The organism is Streptomyces sp. NPDC048415 (assembly GCF_040651675.1).
Classification (GTDB): Bacteria; Actinomycetota; Actinomycetes; order Streptomycetales; family Streptomycetaceae; genus Streptomyces.
Window position 1 is genome coordinate 67691 of sequence record NZ_JBEZKJ010000024.1, and the last position, 17780, is coordinate 85470.

The window sequence follows — 17780 nt, forward strand, 5'->3', positions numbered from 1 at the left end:
GTCACTCGCGCTCCAGCCTAGTGCGTGGGCGCCCCACGCACCCCGGAACCACGGAGCGCGGAGCGAAACGATCCGCAAGGTGGATTTCCGGCCGATGTGAGGCGCGGGGCGGAAGTGAGTGCCGGACCCTTGACGGCCGTGTGTGTCATCCCGTCAGAATCTGTTTGTTCACGATCAGTTGTGATGACTTATGGGCCCCGATGAGGGAGAGCCGCCATGACGGTCACTCGAAGATCGGTATTGATCGCAGGAACGGCCGTCCCCGCGGCCGGTGCGCTCACGGGCGCCGCCGACGCCTGGGCGGCGTCCGCCGACCGCGCTCCGGGCCGACGCACCCTCGCCCTGCGCGACGGCTGGCGCTTCGCGCTGGTCAACCCGGGCGGCATCACCGACCCCACGGGCGCGTACGGGGAAGCCGCGCAGCCCGGCTACGACGATTCGGCGTGGCGGGAGGTCGCCGTGCCGCACGACTGGAGCATCGAGCAGACCCCGACCACGGAGCACGGCACCACCAGCGGCACCGGATTCTTCCTCGGGGGCCTCGGCTGGTACCGCACCACCTTCACGCTGCCGCCCGCCCTCGCGGGCAAGCGGATCTCGGTGGAGTTCGACGGTGTCTACATGGACTCGTACGTCTACTGCAACGGCAAGGAGGTCGGCCGCCATCCGTACGGATACACCGGCTTCGCCTTCGACCTCACCGGGCTGCTGCACACCGACGGCACCACCCCCGATGTCATCGCCGTGAAGGTCCACAACCGACTCCCCAGCAGCCGTTGGTACTCGGGCAGCGGCATCTACCGCGAAGCCCGCCTGGTCGTCACCGAGCCGGTGCATGTCCCGCGATGGGGCACGTATGTCACGACTCCGGAGATCACAGCCCAGCGGGCGGTCGTCCGGGCGCGGACGACCGTCGTCAACCAGACCGGCGCCTCGGCCGACGTCCAGGTGATTTCCCGGATCCTCGACCCGGACGGCCGCACGGCAGCGCATACGGCCACGACCGTCACGATCGCCGACCGGACGGACGAGACACACGAACTCACCGTCGATCAGCCCAAGTTGTGGGACTTCGCGACCCCGGGGCACCGCTACACCCTGGCGACCGAGCTGCGTGTCGGCGGCGCGACCGTCGACACCTGCCGCACCCCGTTCGGCATCCGGCAGTTCCGCTTCGACCCGGACGAGGGTTTCCACCTCAACGGCGCCCACGCCAAGATCAAGGGTGTCGACCTGCACCACGACCAGGGCGCGCTGGGCGCGGCGATCAGCATCGACGCCGTACGCCGGCAGATGACCATCATGAAGTCGATGGGCGTCAACGCCTTCCGCACGTCCCACAATCCGCCCTCACCGCAGATGATCCAGGTCTGCGAGGAGCTGGGCATCGTGATGATGGTGGAGGCGTTCGACTGCTGGCGGACCGGCAAGACGGCCTACGACTACGGACGGTTCTTCGACGAGTGGTGCGAGAAGGACGCCACCGAGATGGTCCTCGCGGCCCGCAACTCACCGGCCGTCGTCCTGTGGTCCATCGGCAACGAGATACCCGACTCCACCTCCACCGCCGGGCTCGCCATGGCCGACCGGATCATCGGCGCCGTCAAGGCCGCGGACGACACCCGCCCGCTGGTCATCGGCTCCGACAAGTACCGCCGCGTGCCCACGAAGGGCTCCGCGGCCGACCTCATGCTCGCCAAGCTGGACGGGCTCGGCCTCAACTACAACATCGCCAAGTCGGTGGACGCCCTGCACGCCGCCTACCCGCACCTCTTCCTCTTCGAGTCCGAGTCGTCGTCGCAGACCTCGACCCGCTCCACGTACCAGGAACCGGAGCACCTCAATACCGGCGAGAACCACACCCCCGGCGGGCGCGCCACCTCCTCGTACGACAACAACCTCGCCTCCTGGACGATGAGCGGCGAGTACGGGCACAAGAAGGACCGGGACCGGAAATGGTTCGCGGGCGAGTTCCTGTGGTCGGGCATCGACTACATCGGGGAACCGACGCCGTACGACGTCTTCCCGGTGAAGGCCTCCTTCTTCGGCGCGGTCGACACCGCGGGCTTCCCGAAGGACATGTACCACCTGTTCAGGAGCCAGTGGTCGAGCGAGCCCATGGTCCATCTGCTGCCCATGAGCTGGAACCACGAGACGGGGGACACGGTCGAGGTCTGGGCCTACGCGAACGTCGACACCGTCGAGCTGTTCCTCAACGGAAAGTCCCTCGGCACGCGGGTCTTCGACACCAAGAAGACCACCGACGGGCGTACGTACCTGGAGACCACGGAGGCGACCGGCGACGACAAGACCTTCACCGACGGTCCCTGTCCCGGAAGTTACACCAGCCCGAACGGCAGCGCGGGCAAGCTGCACCTCAGCTGGAAAGTCCCGTACGAACCGGGCGAGTTGAAGGCGGTCGCCCGGCAAGGTGGCAGGACGGTCGCGACGGACGTCCTGCGCACCGCCGGTGCCCCGCACGCGATACGCCTCACCCCGGACCGCACCTCGCTCGCCGCCGACGGGCGTTCGCTCGTGTTCGTGAGCGCGGACGTGGTCGACGCCCGCAGTGTGGTCGTGCCGGACGCCGAGCATCTGATCGCCTTCGACGTAGACGGCGGGTCGATCGCCGGTCTCGACAACGGCAGGGAGGAGAGCGCCGAGCGCTACCAGGCGAGCACCCGAACCGCCTTCCACGGCAGAGCACTCGCCATCGTCCGCTCCGGGACCGAGGCAGGCGCCCTGAAGGTGACCGCACGTGCAGAAGGCCTGCGCACGGGTTCCACGACCGTGCGGACCACTCCCGCCCGGTCCAGGGCGACCACTGCGGCGACGGCGTTCGAGCCCGACTACCCGGCGGCCCCGAACTACCCGTACGCGGACGCCAGTTATTCCGGCCGCTTCGACACCCTCCCCGCCGCCATGCTCGATGGCGACGCGGCCACCGGCTGGTCCAACGCCTTCTACAAGTCGGCGACGGCCCTGCTGCCCGCGTTCAGCGGAGCCCGTCCCGGCGACTGGGTCTCGGTCACCTGGGCGCGCCCCCGCGCCGTCGACCGCGTCGAGGTCTCCTTCACGGTCGACGCCACCCACACCCTGCCCGTCTCGGTCGAGGTCTCGGTGTGGGACGGCAAGCGGTACGTACCGGTGACGGGGGCGGCGGTCGACTGGGCCACCGCGTCCGACACACCGACCGTGATCACCTTCCACGCGACACGGGGCTCACGGCTGCGTCTCGTCCTGACCAGCGGCCACCCGGGAGCCGCCGACGGCGTGGTGCGCATCAGTCGTCTCGAGGTCCCGGCGGGCTGACGGCAGCCGGTGCTCGTGCTCGGTCAGCGTGTGCAGTTCGGCCGGCCCCAGCGGGGTGTGCACCTCGACGTACTCGCCGTGCGGCAGGCGTTTGACGACGCCGGTCGCACGGCCGTGCGCGACCAGTTCGCGGTCCCGCTGCCGCAGCCCCAGACAGACGCGGCGGGTCACCACGAAGACGACGGCGGGCACGACGAACAGCGCGATCCGCACCGTCCAGGTCACGGTGTTGATCGACAGATGGAAGCGTGTCGCCACGATGTCGTTGCCGCCGCCCGCGAGCAGAATCAGATAGAGGCTGATCCACGCCGCCCCGAGCGATGTACGGACCGGCCGGTTGCGCGGGCGGTCCAGCAGATGGTGTTCACGTCGGTCTTGGGTGATCCAGGATTCGACGAACGGGTAGACGCCGATGAGGACCAGGAGCAGCGGGAAGACAAGGACGGGAATGAGTACGCCGAGGACGAGTGTGTGGCCCCAGAGAGTGATCTCCCAGCCCGGCATGACGCGCACGAGCCCTTCCGCGAAGCCCAGGTACCAGTCCGGCTGGGCGCCCGTCGACACCTGGTCGGCGCGGTAAGGGCCGTACGCCCAGATCGGGTTGATGGTCGCGACCGCCGAGATCAGCGCGATGACACCGAACACCAGGAAGAAGAAGCCGCCCGCCTTCGCCAGGTAGACCGGCATGAACGGCGTGCCCACGACGTTGCGTTCGGTCTTGCCCGGCCCGCCGAACTGGGTGTGCTTGTGGTACACGACCAGGATCAGATGGGCCACGACGAGGGCCGCCATGACGCCCGGGATCAGCAGGACGTGGAGCGAGTAGAAGCGGGACACGATGTCATGGCCCGGGAACTCGCCGCCGAACAGGAACATCGAGAGATACGTGCCGACGATCGGCGTCGACAGGAGCGCCCCGTTCACGAAGCGCAGGCCGGTCCCCGACAGCAGATCGTCCGGCAGCGAGTAGCCGAAGAGTCCCTCGAACATGCCGAGGAGCAGCAGCGTCCAGCCCAGCAGCCAGTTCACCTCGCGTGGCCTGCGGAAAGACCCCGTGAAGAAGTGCCGCATCATGTGCGTCAGCATCCCGGCGAGGAAGATCAGCGCGGCCCAGTGATGGATCTGCCGGATCAGCAGTCCGCCGCGTACGTCGAAGCTGATGTCGAGCGTCGAGGCGTACGCCTCGGACATGCGGATGCCGTTCAGGGGGACGTAACTGCCGTGGTAGACCACCTCGTTCATCGACGGATGGAAGAACAGGGTCAGGTATACGCCGGTGAGGACGAGGACGACGAAGCTGTAGAGGCATATCTCGCCGAGCAGGAAGGACCAGTGGTCCGGGAAGACCTTGCGCAGGTACCGCCTGCCGAGGGAATAGACGCCGAGGCGGCCGTCGAACCAGTCGGCGACGCGCTCGCCGGAGGACGCCTGCTCGGCCGGCCGCTCCGTGGTCGTCACGAGCCCTCCTCCTCGGTCTCCTCGTCCCGTCGTACGTGGGCGAGCTTGTCGGGATTGGTGACGATGTAGACGTCGGACACCTGCTCGCCGTCCTGGGTGAGGTCCATGACCATGACGGCGTACGGCGACTCGCCCTCGAACACCACGGCGGAGTCGTCCCCGTTGACCCGCCGGTAGCGGACGTCGAAGCCCGTCCCGCGACGCGTGGCGTAGCCGGCGAGCAGCCGGGCCGCCTTGTCCCTGCCGTGCACCGGCCGCAACCCCGTCCGGTGTGCCTTGCCGCCGCCGTCCGTCCACACCGTGACGTCCGGCGCGAGGATCTCCATCAGCGCCGCGATGTCACCGCCGAGCGCGGCCTCCACGAAGCGTTCGGTCGCCTGCCGGCGTACGCGGGGATGGGCCCGGTAGAGCGGACGGCGGGCGTGCACGTGCTGCCGGGCGCGGTGCGCGAGCTGGCGCACGGCGGCGGGGCTGCGGTCGATGACCTCCGCGATCTCGGTGTGCGCGTAGCCGAACACCTCGTTCAGGACGAACACCGCGCGCTCCAGCGGGGTGAGCGACTCCAGGACCACGAGCATCGCCAGCGACACGGACTCGGAGCGCATGCTGCGGTCGTCGGCGGAGTCGTCGGGGGCGGCCTCGTCCAGCAGGGGTTCGGGAAGCCAGGGGCCGATGTACGTCTCGCGGCGGCGGGTGATGGCGGCGCGGCGGGCCAGCGCGTGGTTGACCGCGATGCGTACGAGGTAGGCGCGCGGGTTGTTGATGCCGTCGAGGGGGGAGCGGTGGGCGCGGCCCGTCCAGGACAGCCAGGTCTCCTGGAGCACGTCCTCCGTGTCGGCGACGGTACCGAGGATGTTGTAGACGATCGCGAAGAGCAGCTCGCGGTGGTCGACGAACACCTGCGTGGCCGCGTCGGTGCCCGGCGCGGTGCTTTGGGACATGCCTTGCCTCCCTTGGTGCGCTCACTACTGCGAGGGCCTGAGGGGGCCCGAATGTGACAGCTGACGGCGAAATGTGACGTACATCTCATGCGGCTTGCCCGGCGTCACACCGGCTCCGACGGCCGCCCTCTTGAACGCGAGTCCGACACAAGGAGAAACATCGTGTTCAAGAAATGGCACGGCCACCCATGGGCGATCCTCATCACGCTCTCTCTGGGGTTCTTCATGACGCTCCTCGACCTGACGATCGTGAACATCGCGATCCCCGACATGGGCCAGGACCTGGACGCCTCCCTCGACGAGATCCTGTGGGTCGTCAACGCCTACACCCTCGCCCTGGCCGTACTGCTGATCACCGCGGGCCGCCTCGGTGACCTGCGCGGCAAACGGAACCTCTTCCTCGCGGGCGTCGCGCTGTTCACACTCGCCAGCCTGGCCTGCGGCCTCGCGCAGGACCCGGCCCAGCTGATCGCCTTCCGCGCGGTCCAGGGCCTGGGCGCGGCGCTGCTCATGCCGCAAACCCTGTCGATCATCGCCGAGGTGTTCCCGGCCGACCGGCGGGGCGCGGCGATGGGCGTCTGGGGCGCGGTCGCGGGGATCTCCGGCGCCCTCGGCCCGATCATCGGGGGCGCGCTGATCACCCATCTCGACTGGCGGTGGATCTTCTTCGTCAATCTGCCGCTCGGCGTACTGGTGCTGGTTCTCGCCGCGGCGATCATTCCTGGTTCGCGGCGCACGGTACGGCACCGCTTCGACACCCTGGGTGTGCTGCTCGCCTCAGGTGCCCTGTTCTGCCTGGCCTTCGGTCTGACGGAGGGGCAGCGCTACGACTGGAACGGCTGGATCTGGTCGCTCTTCGGCGCGGCGGCGGTGCTCTTCGCCGGGTTCCTGGTGCACGAGCGTGGCCAGCAGGCGAAGGATCCGCTGGTCCCGTTCTCGCTCTTCAAGGACCGCGACTTCACCCTGATCAACTTCGTCGGCATCACCGTGTCCTTCGGCGTCATCGGGATGTTCCTGCCGCTGACGATCTACCTCCAGTCCGTGCAGGGCTTCAGCGCGCTCAAGTCCGGCCTTGTGCTGCTGCCCCTCGCCCTCGGCTCGTTCGTGATGGCCGGGCCCGCCGGGATCCTCGCGGACAAGATCGGCGGCAAGTTCATCCTGATGACCGGGCTGCTCGCCTGGGCGGCCGCGCTGATCTGGATCGTGGCCGCCGTCGACGTCGGTTCGAGCTGGACGGCGGTCGCCTTCCCGCTGTTCCTCGCGGGCCTGGGCGCCGGCTGCACCTTCGCGCCGATGGCCACGGAGGTCATGCGCAACGTACCCGCGCGCCTGTCGGGCGCGGCCGCCGGCGTCAACAACGCGCTGCGGCAGGTCGGTTCGGTGCTCGCGGGCGCAGTCGTCGGCGCGGTACTGCAGGCCCAGCTCGCCTCGTCGCTCACCGACCAGGCCCGCCGGCACGCCGTACAGCTCCCCGCCGCCTACCGCGACGGTTTCGTCGGCGCCTTCTCCAAGGCGGAGTCCGACGTCAACGCGCAGCAGTCGGTCGGCGCTCCGTCGGGTCTCCCGCACGACGTCGCCGACCGCATGCGCGACCTCGGCGGCCAGGTCTTCGGCCACGGCTTCGTGGACGCGATGGGGCCCGCCGTCCTGGTTTCCGCCGCGGTCCTGCTGACCGGCGCGCTCGCCTGCCTAGCCGTACGCCGTCACCGCGGCCCGTCCGCCAACCCGCACGCCCTGCCCGTGTACGAACCCGAGCCGACCGAAATGGAGGACGCCACCTCATGAGTATCGACCTCACCGTCATGTACGCCGCCCACGACGCCTTCCGGCGCGACCTCGAACGCCTCGGCAAGGCCGCGGCCGACGGCACCGCCTTCACCCCCCAAGTCCGCGCCGGCTGGGACAACTTCACCCGCCAGCTGCACATCCACCACACCGCCGAGGACAGTGACCTGTGGCCGCGCGTGCAGCGCAAGGTCGAGGGGCGCCCGGCGGACCTCGCCCTCCTCGCGGAGATGGAGGCGGAGCACGCCCTCCTCGACCCGCGGCTCACCGCCGTCGACGCGGCCCTGAAGGACCGGTCTGCCGAACTCCATGCGCTCGTCCAGGCGTTGGCCTCCACTCTCGACGACCACCTCGCCCACGAGGAGGGCAGTGCCCTGCCGCTCATAAAGGAGGTGCTGACGCCCGCGGACTGGGGCGCCTTCACCGGACGTATCCGCGAGACACAGGGGATGCGCGGCGCCGCCGTCTTCGTACCGTGGATCGTCGACGGCATCCCGCCCGCCGACCGTGACGCGTTCCTCCGCGCGCTGCCCCCGCCCGTCCGTGTGCTCAACCGTCTGTTCTGGGAGGGGAGTTACCGCAGGCGCGGACTGTGGAGGGCCTGAGAGTCCGTGGGCGCCTCAGGCGGGCGACTGCTCCATCCAGCTGTCCGGGCCGGGGTCGCCGCCGGGTGCCCGTACGGCGAGCCGGTCGAGGTAGTGCTCCCAGCCCTCCTGGTGCGGCTCGCGGGCCGGCTCGGGCAGCGCGGAGTGGGTGAGCGTGAGCAGGGTGCCGTCCGGTTCCGGGGCGAGCGTGATCTCGACCCGGCTGCTGCCGGGCGGCACCGGGTCGCCCTCGTTCTCCCAGCCCCAGGTGAAGACGATCCGTGTGTACGGCTCGACCTCCTCGAAGCGCCCGGAGGCGGTGGCGTCACCGACGACCCGCATCCGGTACGCGCCACCGGGCGTCGGGTCGAACACGCCCTCGATGCCCTGCCAGGACAGCCAGCGCTGCGAGTCGGTGAAGAAGGAGAACACCGTCTCCGGGCGGGCCTTGATACGCCGCTGTACGACGACGGAGCCGTCGGGGGTGATCGTCACTTCTGCTCCTCCTCCCGCTCGGCCTGTTCGGCGAGCGCGGCCAGGGCGTCCAGCGAGTCGCCCCACATGGACTCCAGATAGGCGGCCAGCGGTCCCATCCCAGCACGGTCCGCCCGGTAGTACCGCTTGGTGCCGTCCTTTCGGACGACGACGAGGCCGGCCTCACGGAGCACCTTCAGATGCTGGGAGACCGCGCCGAAGGTGACGTCGAAGCGCTCGGCGATGTCTCCGGCCGAGAGCTCCTCCTGCCACACGAGCCGCAGAATCGCCCGCCGCCGAGGCTCACTGATCGCCTTCACCTGATCCACGCTGCCTATTTTAGTCATGGCTTGAACTTGCGCCGTTCAGGATTCTATTTTAGTGTCGACTAAAGAAAGAGGTTCGGGGCAATACCGGACACTCGCGACAGACTCCGAGGGGACATCCGATGGCCGACATCGCGATGCAGCTGACCATCGAGGCCGAGGCGGACACCGTCCGCGAAGCCATCGCCACCCAGACCGGCGTACGCGGCTGGTTCACGGCGGAGGCCGAGATAGGGGAGGGCGTCGGCGCGGAGCACGCGCTGAGCTTCCCCGGTGTGCCGGAGCCCTGGCGGCTTCGGATCACCGAGTCCGACGAGCGGCGCCTGGCCCTCACGGGGGAGAACGGCCCGTGGGCCGGCACCACGCAGACGTACGAGATCCTCGACGTCCCCGAGGGTGGCGTCCTGCTGCGCTTCACGCACGCCGGATTCCCGGCCCAGGACGACGCGTACCGCAACTTCACCTACGGCTGGGCGACCAAGTTCACGGCGCTCAAGTCGTACGTGGAGACGGGCAAGACCGCACCCTTTTTCGGCTGAGCCGAGTCTGTCCTTGCTGAGCCGTCCCCTGCCTCGACGGATCAACCCTTCTGAACAGGAGCACCTCCCATGAGTGCTGAAATCGCCGACCAACTCGCCCGCGCCGCCCGCAACCTGCAGGCGCACGCCCAGCAGTCCGCCCTCGCCGGCAAGCGTGAACTTCCCACCCCCTGCGCCGACTTCGACGTCCACCGGCTCAGCGAGCACCTGCTCGGCATACTCGTCATGAGCGGTTACGCCGCCGAGAAGGAACCGCTCCCCGCCGACGCTCCGAAGGCGCTGACCGAGCCGCCCTGGGTGGCGTTCCCGCCGCTCGTCGACCGGCTCGTCGCCGCGTGGGCCGAGCCGCGCGCCTGGGAGGGCCAAACGACCTTCGGGACGGACACCTTCCCCGCGCCGTTCGCCGGGATGATCACCGTCATGGAGCTGACGGTGCACGGCTGGGACCTGGCCACCGCCACGGGCCAGCCGTTCACGGCGGACGACGACGTGGTCGCCACCGCAACGACCGTCGCCGGGCAGATCACCGAGGGCACTCGCGCGGGCGGCGCCTTCGGACCCGAGGTGGAGGCCGCCCCCGACGCCACCCCCCTGGAGCGGCTGCTCGCCCTCACGGGCCGGAAGGCCGCCTGACCGCAGACGCCGACCAGCGCCCGGCCCCGGTGCAGGAGGTACCGGCAGCCGGGCGTGCTGACCTGGTCATATTTACGAGTAAGTACCCTCGCGGTACCGTGAGGACATGCCAGCTCTCAATGTGGAGTTCAGCGACCGCGAGCTAGAGGATCTGCGGCAGATCGCCAAGGAGCGCGGTACGTCGATGAAGGCCCTGGTGCGTGAGGCCGCCGCGGCCGACATCGTGCGCCACCGGGCGCTGCAGGAAGGCGCGGAGGTGTTCCGCCGGTTCTTCGCGGCCCACGCGGAGGAGTTCGCCGCCGCCTTCCCCGAGGACGAATCCCCCGCCAGAGGCGAGGGGCGGGCCGCCTGACCGATGGCTCCCGTCATCCATGTCGACGTGCCCTGGCTGCTCCAGCGCCACGAAGAGGTACTGCCCGACCAGCCCACGGTCAACGACTTCTCGGCGCTCGTCGCCGCCGTGGCCCGCCACCGCGTCGACCCGCCCCGTCTCGGCGTCGACTCCGACCCGGCCTGGCGTGCCGCGGCCCTCCTGCACACCCTGGCCCTGCTGAAACCGTTACCGGCCGCCAACGCCCGCTTCGCCTGCTCGGCGGCGGTCGCGTACATGTTCGTCAGCGGTGTCGGCATCGACCCGCCGTACGGAGCCCTCGTGGACCTTGCCCGCGATCTGATCTCGGGCAAGACGGACGTGTACGGCGCGGCCGACCGACTGCGGTCCTGGCAGATCTGAAAGAACGTCCCGCCTCCCGCAGGGAGGTGTTGTCACCTGGCCCTTCTCGCCGGATTACCCGTGGTACCCGAGCTGCGGACAGTGGCAGGGCCCGCTTGCGTGCGGACGGTGCCGCCGGTGACGGGCAGGGGCCCGGCCGTGAACAAGGCCTCGTTGAACGCCTGGTCACCGGTGGGTGCTCGGCCGACCGGGAATGCCGACACGGCCCGGCCACCGACGATCGACGTGGAGATGTAGTCGCCGACCATGCGCCCTTGGTCAGTGTTCGCGATCTGCGCGAGAGGGAACGGCCCGGTCAGCGTGGTGGCTGTGCTCCAGGAGGATCCGCCGTTGGCGGAGGAAATGTATCCGGCTTGCAAGCGGCACGTGGATGAGGAGCAGTTGGCGACCGGATAGAAGTAGTAGTACAGGCCGATCCTGGTGGTGGTCCCGGAGGTGGTGCGGTCGACGCCGAGGCCGGGGAGGAAATGGTCGACACCGCTCGTGGTGGAGTCGATGGGGACCCGGGTCACCGCTGTCCACGTCGTGCCGTTCGTCGAGGTGGAATAGACGATGTCATTGGCCGAACAGTTGGTGCGGAAGCGGCAGTCGTGCCAGGCGACGTAGATCCGTCCGGCGCCGTCGATCTCGGCGGAGGCAAGTCCCGCGGGAGCACGCAGACCCCCCGCGACGGTGTGGGCGTTGACGGTGGCGACCGGTGAGGTGCTGCTCCAGGATGTGCCGCCGTTCGTGGAATTGAAGGCGCGGATGGAGCTTCCGTTCGCGGAATAGGGCACCACGACGGTGCCGTTCGGCTGGACCAGCGGCTGCCCCCCGAGCCCGCTCGGCGATCCGGAGGGTGAGGTCGGTGCGGACCATGTGACGCCGCCGTCGGTCGAGGTGCTCATCAGGATCCGGTTGCCGGCCGAGTTGTTGTCGGCCTCGATGTAACAGCGCCCGTAGAAAGGGCTGGCTGGAGTGTTGTCGCAGACGACCCACTCCTTGTCGTAGTTCGGGCCGTCGAATCCCACTGCTCTGACGGGGTTCTGCCACGTCACGCCGTTCGTGGAACGGCTGATCGTGACGCCGGCGCCGTTGACGCCGCCGGAGGTGACATTGATGGCCAGGCCGGCGACCAGCCAGGTACCGTGCCGGGCGTCGTACGCGACCGCCGGGTCGGAGGCGCGGGAGAAGGCGCCGCCCTGGTAGACGGTGATGCCCGGAAGGGTGCCGTGCTGCCAGTTCGTGCCGCCGTCGCTGGATGTGCTCCAACCGAGGCCCGAGGCCCCGCCGTTGAAGAAGCGGCCGTTCTGGGCGACCGAGACGACGGTGTTGCCGGCGGCGAACGTGTCGGGCTCGACGACGGTGGCGTGCTGGCTGCCGGAGGTGAACGGGTCGGTGTCGATCTGTGTGAGGCTGGGCGGCGGCGGTGGGGCGGCAGCGAGCTGGACATCGTCGTACAGGGTGTACGTCGGATCTCCGGGAAAGTTGTCGTCGTGGCTGATCAGGCTGAGTGTGTAGCTGTGCCCGGGCGTGACCGTGGTGCTCGCCTGCCGCCAGCCCTGTCCGCTGGTGCAGGTCCTCGGCAGCGGGGTCACGATGGTCCCCGTTGTGTTGTCCCTGAGCGTGGCCGTCGCCCAGTCGTAGGTCACGGTGTCCGGGCAGCTGACGTTGTACCAGAAGGACAACCGCGCCTCCCCGGTGGCCGCGGAGAAGGTCTGGACGATGGAGGAGTCCCCCGAGGTGGGGCTGGTCCCTCCGACTCGGGCGGCATATGTTCCGCTGTGCGCCCCGGCGCTCACCACCGCGGTCGCACCGGTGGACGTCCAGCCGGTCAGGCTCCCGGTCTCGAAGCCGCCGTTGGATACCGCGGCGGCGGCCGGCGGGGCGAGGAGGAGGGACACGAAGCTCATGGTGGCTGTGGCGGCGAGCGCGACGAGGCCACGGGTGCGCAGGGCAGGAGAAATGGACACGAAGAGATCCTGGTCGAGAGGGAAAGGGGAAGGAGTACGACACGGGTGCGTGCACCCCTGAAGAGGTGGCACGCATCGGCCGCGCGGCCCAACCGGTCGTCTCGCCCCGCACTTTCGCCGCTTCGTTCGGCCGCCCTGATACAGGTTGAGGAGACGCGCCGACCCGGAGAGGAGGGGCGGCGTCGTGGCCGCGCGACGTCCACGGCGAGTCCACCGTGTTTCGCCGAGATGCGCTCTCAACTGGTCGCAGAGGAGCCCGGTGTGGGGCTCCTGGCCGGCGTGGGGTCCCTCGCTCAGGCGGCCGTCGCGCACTACCGCAGCCGCCGTACGCCCGGCCGATGAGCGTGACCACCGGCGACACCATCATGGGGGGCTCGATTGCGGGACTCCGTCCAGCCTCGCCTGAGCTGATCGCGGTAGCCCGCAACGGTCCCGCCCTCGGGGCCGCCGACCGAGGGCGGGAGGAGCGGGGCCGGCGGCCGGTTTCGCGCGGGAGAGCCGCCGTCCTGCGCGGGGCCTCCGAGAAGGGCCGGTTCCAGTGGACTACGCGGTGGTGTGCGCCGGGAGCGTGCGCGGGCCACCGGCGTGTGCGCGCGGTTCACACGGGGCGCATGGAATTTCGAAAACCGGTGCGAGCCGGGCGAGTTGACACCGAATCTGACTTTCTTTCAATGGTGCGGATGTTGCTCAAGTGCCTTGTTGGTCATGAGCGTGTTGTGCGAGGGTGAACTCCCTGCGCTTGGTCAATGGCCGGGTCTGAATCGCTGTCCGCCATTTCGGTCTGTCGACGGGCTCAAAAGGCTCCTGACCGACGGTCGCCGTACGGCATTCGTCCCCCGGCCGTTTCCGGCACTCCGTCAAAAGGTACGCACCAATCAGGGCTCCTTTTCGGCGGACAGGAACTTCTGTGTGCCACCTTGCACCTTGGAAGGAACCCGCTCTGTGCACACCCCCCACCCCCCTCGTCCCCCTTATCCGCCCAGTGGCGTTCCCGGCGAATCCGACGACGGTCTCGCCGCGCGGCTGAACGGCCGGCCTCAGAGCGATGCCGCTCATGCCGTAGCCCTGCTGACGGCCCGGCACTGGCAGTCGGCGTACGACTACTCGGTCATCTGCCTCGCTTCTTCGGCGAACGTCGCCTCCATGGTGACAGCGACCTCCTTCCACCAGGTGCTCGCGCGCCTCATGGAGGGTGACTCCGGGCTCGCGCTGCGGCCCCAACTCCTCGTGACCGTCCGGGACACCGTCAAACAGTGGTCCGCGGACGATCGGATATCCGGTGTTCTGCCGGACTTGCGGAAACCCGCGGGGGGCCGCGGTATGCGCGCGGCGAAGTCCATGACGGCCGAAAATCGGAAGCTCGCCGAGCGCTCTTTCCAAGCACTCCCCGGCGTGGCCCGCTGCCTGCTGTGGCACACCGAGGTCGAGGCGGAGCCCATATCCGTACCGGCTGGTCTGTCGGGCATGGATACCGACACCGCGTCGGCCGCTCTTGAGCAGGCCCGTGAACAATTCCGGGAAGGCTGTGTGCGCGCCCACCGTGAACTCGCGCCGACCAAGGAATGCGGCTTCTACAACCGGCTGCTGGACGTGCCGATTCGCCGTGGCGGTGCCTTGCTGCCCGATGTCCAGCAGCATCTGATGGAGTGCGCCTACTGCCGATACGCGGCCGAACAACTCAGCCATTTTGAGGGCGGGTTGGGCGTGCTGATCGCCGAAGCGGTACTCGGCTGGGGCGCACGGCGTTATTTCGACTCACGCCCGGGGCGCGAGGGACAAACGGTGCGCCCCCGGGGCGGGTCCGCATTCGGAGGGAGAAGACAGGGCAGCGGCGAACGGCCCGGCGGTGACGGACGTCCGGGAAGCGGGGGACGCCATCGCCTGCTGTACCAGATCCCCGCCGCGGGCCGCCGCACGGCCCAGCGGCCCCCCAAGGCCCTGCTGACGGGTGCGGGCCTGTCGGCCGCCCTGCTCGCGGCCGTCCTCGCCACCAGCCTGTGGTCCAACGACGACGGCGGCGCCGACCCCGCCGCCTCCACGGGCGCGAGCAGCAGCCGCACTCTGTCACCCGCCCCCGGCTCCCAGGCCCCGCCCGACCTGTCGTCGCCGCCCACCTCGGCGGGACTCCCCACGACCACCGAGCAGACCCGACTGCGCAATCTCGCCGCCGACCTGTGCCTCGACATCCGGGGCGGCAGGGCCAGGGCGGGCGCCGGGACCAAGCTCGCGGTGTGCTCGTCCGCCTGGACCCAGCAGTGGTCTTACGAGGACGACGGCCTGCTGCGCAGCATCGCCAACCCCGAGCTGTGCCTCGACTCGCACGCTGACAACGGTGTCGTCTTCCTGGACCGCTGCGTCGCCGAGGGCGCCCCACGTGACAAGGACGTGCGCTACGACCTCACGGTGAAGGGCGAGTTGCTGCCCCGACGGCACGACGGGCTGGCGGTCACGCCCGCGTCCACGGACCCCGACACCGATGTCGTCGTCAAGGTCCGCGACGGCTCGGACGCGCAGCGGTGGCGGACCGACTCCCCGTCGACCGGGCCCGAGTCGCTGTCGATCGCGGGCACGGCCACGCCCTCCCCGCAGCCCACCAGCGCCCCGACGTCCGTCGACAGCACACCCGAGCCGACGGCCGAGCCGTCCACGGACGTGCCGGCGGACCCGGTGGCCACCCCGTCGGAGACCTACCAGGAACCCCGGGCCGTGACCGTCGGCGACAGCGGCGACGGCGGCGACGGCGGCGACGCGAGCCCGCGGCCCGCGCTTCCGCTGCCCCTGGGCCTTCCCGACATCGTGGACGGGGTAGGCCGCCTGTAGCCCTACGAAACGACGTCCCTCGGCGGCTTGCCGTTGACGAAGTCGGCGGCGTTCTGGACGGCCGCGAGGGCGATCCGGACGAGCGTTTCGCGGGTGACGCCCGCGACGTGCGGGGAGAGCACCACGTTGGGGGCCTTGAGCAACCGCAGGGCCGCGGTGGGCGGTTCGGGGTCGAAGACGTCGATGCCGGCTCCGGCCAGGGCGCCTGCCTCCAGCGCGTCCGCGAGGGCGTCCTGGTCGATCAGGGCGCCCCGCGCGGTGTTCACGACGAACGCGGTCGGCTTGAGCAGCGCGAGCCGCTCGGCGTTCAGCAGGTGCCGGGTCTCCTCGCTGAGCGGCGCGTGCAGCGTGATGTAGTCCGACGTACGCAGCAGTTCGTCGAGTTCGACATGGCGGGCGCCGCCGAGCCGGGCCTCCGTCTCCGCGCCGACGGGCTGCGGACCGGCGTACACGATGGTCATGTCGAAGGCGACCGCGCGCCGGGCGACCTCCTCACCGATGTGCCCGAGTCCGACGATGCCCAGCGTCTTGCCGGACAGCTCGGTGATGGACCCCTGCAGTCGCGGCAGGGCCCAGTCGGCGTCGACGAGGGCGGTGTGCGCGGGGACGAGCTGCTTGGCGAGGGCGAGCATGAGGGCGAAGGTCTGCTCGGCCACGTTCTGCTTCTCGGCGCCGCTGGAGCCGATGTTGCACACCGGCACACCCTGGGCGCGCGCCGCGTCCAGGTCGACGTAGTCGAAGCCGTGGCTGGCGCACTGGATCAGTTCCAAGTCCGGTGCGGCGGCGAGGTGTTCGGCGCTCACCGGGCCGAGGCCGGTGATGATGACATGGGCCTCGCGCAGCGCGACGGGGTCCTCGTCGGTCGTCTCCACGACGGTGACGTGCGCTTCACCGGGGAACACGGTGGCGAGTGCCGCGCCCGCCGTACGGCCCCCGACATGCGGTGAGACGACGGCGAGCACGTTCTTGGGGAGGGTCATGCGGTTTCCTCGATCAGGTCGTCGGAGCTGAGCGTGCCCGGTCCCGCGTGTCCGGACAGGGCCAGCGTGAGGTCGAGCTCGCCCAGCAGACAGCGGATGACGTGCTCGACGCCCGCCTGTCCGTCGAGGCCGAGCCCGTAGGCGTACGGGCGTCCGACGAGGACGGCTCGCGCCCCGAGCGCGAGCGCCTTGAAGATGTCGTCGCCCGTGCGGATCCCGCTGTCGAAAAGGACGGTCAGCCGCTCACCGACCGCTTCGACGACGCGCGGCAGCGCGTCGGCGGCGGCGACCGAACCGGCCACCTGGCGGCCGCCGTGATTGGAGACGACCACACCGTCCATCCCGGCGTCGGCTGCGTGGCGGGCGTCGTCCGGGTGCAGGACGCCCTTCAGGACGATCGGGCCGTCCCAGTTCTCCCGCAGGAATTCGAGGTCGGGCCAGGTCTTTGCGGGGTCGGCGAACATGCCCACGAAGTGCATCACGGCCGCGTTCGGGTCCTCGTGCACCGGCTTGGCCAGGCCCGCTTGGAACGCCGGGTCGGTGAAGTAGTTGGCGGTGCCCACGCCGTGCAGGAACGGCAGATACGCCTGGTCGAGGTCGCGCGGACGCCAGGCCAGCAGGGGAGTGTCGAGAGTGACCAGCAGCGCGGTGAAGCCGGCCGCCTTCGCCCGGTCCAGGAAGCTGCGGGTGACCTCCCGGTCCTTGGCCCAGTACAGCTGGAACCAGCGCTCCGCGTCCCCCATCGCCTCCGCGACCTGCTCCATGGGGGTGCTGGAGGCCGAGGACAGGATGTACGGCACGCCCTGCGCCGCGGCGGCCCGCGCGGCGGCGGACTCCGCGTCCGGGTGCATGATCGAGAGCACGCCGACCGGGGCGAGCGCGAGAGGGGCGGGCAGCGGGCGGCCCAACACCTCGACGGACAGGTCCCGTTCGTGTACGTCGCGCAGCATGCGCGGCACGATCCGGCGCCGGTCGAGGGCCGCCCGGTTGGCGCGGGCGGTGCTGCCGTTGCCCGCGCTGCCCGCCACATAGCCGACGGGCCCGGGCCCGAGCCGCTGTTCGGTCAGCTCCTCCAGCCGCGTCAGATCGGTGGGCAGCCGAGGTACGGCGCCCGTCATTCCGTTCAGATAGATCTCGTACTGGAAATCGGCCCAATGCTTCGCCATCCGTACGTCCCGCCTCTCGTCCCTGAGACCGCGCTGTACGACGTCGATCCTGGCGACTGTGACAAGGCCCGTCCACT

At 69.8% G+C, this 17780-nt stretch carries 15 protein-coding genes; 8 read left to right on the forward strand and 7 right to left on the reverse strand.

What is annotated here, in order from left to right; genetic code table 11:
- The first annotated feature begins 216 nt into the window (after nucleotides 1–216).
- The gene (locus tag AB0D27_RS18385) at nucleotides 217–3312 is read left to right on the forward strand and encodes a glycoside hydrolase family 2 TIM barrel-domain containing protein (protein WP_362509282.1); all 3096 of its coding nucleotides are present in this window, start codon (nucleotides 217–219) and stop codon (nucleotides 3310–3312) included.
- Here AB0D27_RS18385 and AB0D27_RS18390 read toward each other — a convergent pair.
- Together AB0D27_RS18390 and sigJ are read right to left on the reverse strand one after the other, a co-directional pair.
- Nucleotides 3223–4770 carry a ubiquinol-cytochrome c reductase cytochrome b subunit gene (locus AB0D27_RS18390; RefSeq protein WP_362509285.1) on the reverse strand — a complete coding sequence of 516 codons (1548 nt, stop codon included), beginning with the start codon at nucleotides 4768–4770 and terminating at the stop codon, nucleotides 3223–3225. The genes AB0D27_RS18385 and AB0D27_RS18390 overlap by 90 nt on opposite strands.
- Nucleotides 4767–5711, reverse strand: a complete 945-nt coding sequence (gene sigJ / locus AB0D27_RS18395; RefSeq protein ID WP_362509288.1) for an RNA polymerase sigma factor SigJ — start codon at nucleotides 5709–5711, stop codon at nucleotides 4767–4769. Before sigJ ends, AB0D27_RS18390 begins: the two co-directional genes overlap by 4 nt.
- A 162-nt stretch (nucleotides 5712–5873) precedes the next feature.
- Between sigJ and AB0D27_RS18400 the strand changes: the two genes are divergently transcribed.
- Both AB0D27_RS18400 and AB0D27_RS18405 read left to right on the forward strand, forming a co-directional pair.
- Nucleotides 5874–7496 (forward strand): DHA2 family efflux MFS transporter permease subunit, encoded by a 1623-nt coding sequence (locus AB0D27_RS18400; protein ID WP_362509291.1) that lies wholly within the window; start codon nucleotides 5874–5876, stop codon nucleotides 7494–7496.
- A complete protein-coding gene (locus AB0D27_RS18405) occupies nucleotides 7493–8101 on the forward strand; it encodes a hemerythrin domain-containing protein (protein ID WP_362509294.1) in 609 nt (202 codons plus the stop codon). The genes AB0D27_RS18400 and AB0D27_RS18405 overlap by 4 nt, the downstream gene beginning before the upstream one ends.
- Before the next feature lie 15 nt (nucleotides 8102–8116).
- On the opposite strand, the gene AB0D27_RS18410 is transcribed toward AB0D27_RS18405, so the two are convergent.
- Both AB0D27_RS18410 and AB0D27_RS18415 read right to left on the reverse strand, forming a co-directional pair.
- Nucleotides 8117–8575: an SRPBCC family protein gene (locus AB0D27_RS18410; RefSeq protein ID WP_362509297.1), complete on the reverse strand. Its 459-nt coding sequence runs from the start codon at nucleotides 8573–8575 to the stop codon at nucleotides 8117–8119.
- Nucleotides 8572–8883, reverse strand: a complete 312-nt coding sequence (locus AB0D27_RS18415) for a metalloregulator ArsR/SmtB family transcription factor (protein WP_362509300.1) — start codon at nucleotides 8881–8883, stop codon at nucleotides 8572–8574. Before AB0D27_RS18415 ends, AB0D27_RS18410 begins: the two co-directional genes overlap by 4 nt.
- A 119-nt stretch (nucleotides 8884–9002) precedes the next feature.
- Between AB0D27_RS18415 and AB0D27_RS18420 the strand changes: the two genes are divergently transcribed.
- The 4 genes from AB0D27_RS18420 (at nucleotide 9003) to AB0D27_RS18435 (ending at nucleotide 10785) form a co-directional block, all read left to right on the forward strand.
- Nucleotides 9003–9419 carry an SRPBCC domain-containing protein gene (locus tag AB0D27_RS18420; RefSeq protein WP_362509303.1) on the forward strand — a complete coding sequence of 139 codons (417 nt, stop codon included), beginning with the start codon at nucleotides 9003–9005 and terminating at the stop codon, nucleotides 9417–9419.
- 69 nt (nucleotides 9420–9488) lie between these two features.
- Nucleotides 9489–10052: a TIGR03086 family metal-binding protein gene (locus tag AB0D27_RS18425; RefSeq protein ID WP_362509306.1), complete on the forward strand. Its 564-nt coding sequence runs from the start codon at nucleotides 9489–9491 to the stop codon at nucleotides 10050–10052.
- 106 nt (nucleotides 10053–10158) lie between these two features.
- A complete protein-coding gene (locus AB0D27_RS18430; protein ID WP_362509309.1) occupies nucleotides 10159–10404 on the forward strand; it encodes a hypothetical protein in 246 nt (81 codons plus the stop codon).
- A 3-nt stretch (nucleotides 10405–10407) separates the two neighbouring features.
- Nucleotides 10408–10785, forward strand: a complete 378-nt coding sequence (locus AB0D27_RS18435; RefSeq protein ID WP_362509312.1) for a toxin Doc — start codon at nucleotides 10408–10410, stop codon at nucleotides 10783–10785.
- A gap of 32 nt (nucleotides 10786–10817) precedes the next feature.
- Here AB0D27_RS18435 and AB0D27_RS18440 read toward each other — a convergent pair whose 3' ends face one another.
- A complete protein-coding gene (locus AB0D27_RS18440) occupies nucleotides 10818–12737 on the reverse strand; it encodes an exo-alpha-sialidase (RefSeq protein WP_362509315.1) in 1920 nt (639 codons plus the stop codon).
- A gap of 942 nt (nucleotides 12738–13679) precedes the next feature.
- Between AB0D27_RS18440 and AB0D27_RS18445 the strand changes: the two genes are divergently transcribed.
- Nucleotides 13680–15557 carry a ricin-type beta-trefoil lectin domain protein gene (locus AB0D27_RS18445; protein ID WP_362509318.1) on the forward strand — a complete coding sequence of 626 codons (1878 nt, stop codon included), beginning with the start codon at nucleotides 13680–13682 and terminating at the stop codon, nucleotides 15555–15557.
- A gap of 2 nt (nucleotides 15558–15559) precedes the next feature.
- On the opposite strand, the gene AB0D27_RS18450 is transcribed toward AB0D27_RS18445, so the two are convergent.
- Nucleotides 15560–16537, reverse strand: a complete 978-nt coding sequence (locus AB0D27_RS18450) for an NAD(P)-dependent oxidoreductase (RefSeq protein WP_362509321.1) — start codon at nucleotides 16535–16537, stop codon at nucleotides 15560–15562.
- A complete protein-coding gene (locus AB0D27_RS18455; RefSeq protein ID WP_362509324.1) occupies nucleotides 16534–17703 on the reverse strand; it encodes a lactate 2-monooxygenase in 1170 nt (389 codons plus the stop codon). Before AB0D27_RS18455 ends, AB0D27_RS18450 begins: the two co-directional genes overlap by 4 nt.
- Nucleotides 17704–17780: the final 77 nt, after the last annotated feature.

Coding starts and splice junctions, on each gene's coding strand:
- AB0D27_RS18450 (WP_362509321.1), bottom strand. CDS start 16,537: ATGACCCTCCCCAAGAACGTGCTCGCCGTCGTCTCACCGCATGTCGGG.
- AB0D27_RS18425 (WP_362509306.1), top strand. CDS start 9,489: ATGAGTGCTGAAATCGCCGACCAACTCGCCCGCGCCGCCCGCAACCTG.
- AB0D27_RS18455 (WP_362509324.1), bottom strand. CDS start 17,703: ATGGCGAAGCATTGGGCCGATTTCCAGTACGAGATCTATCTGAACGGA.
- sigJ (WP_362509288.1), bottom strand. CDS start 5,711: ATGTCCCAAAGCACCGCGCCGGGCACCGACGCGGCCACGCAGGTGTTC.
- AB0D27_RS18435 (WP_362509312.1), top strand. CDS start 10,408: ATGGCTCCCGTCATCCATGTCGACGTGCCCTGGCTGCTCCAGCGCCAC.
- AB0D27_RS18385 (WP_362509282.1), top strand. CDS start 217: ATGACGGTCACTCGAAGATCGGTATTGATCGCAGGAACGGCCGTCCCC.
- AB0D27_RS18405 (WP_362509294.1), top strand. CDS start 7,493: ATGAGTATCGACCTCACCGTCATGTACGCCGCCCACGACGCCTTCCGG.
- AB0D27_RS18420 (WP_362509303.1), top strand. CDS start 9,003: ATGGCCGACATCGCGATGCAGCTGACCATCGAGGCCGAGGCGGACACC.
- AB0D27_RS18430 (WP_362509309.1), top strand. CDS start 10,159: ATGCCAGCTCTCAATGTGGAGTTCAGCGACCGCGAGCTAGAGGATCTG.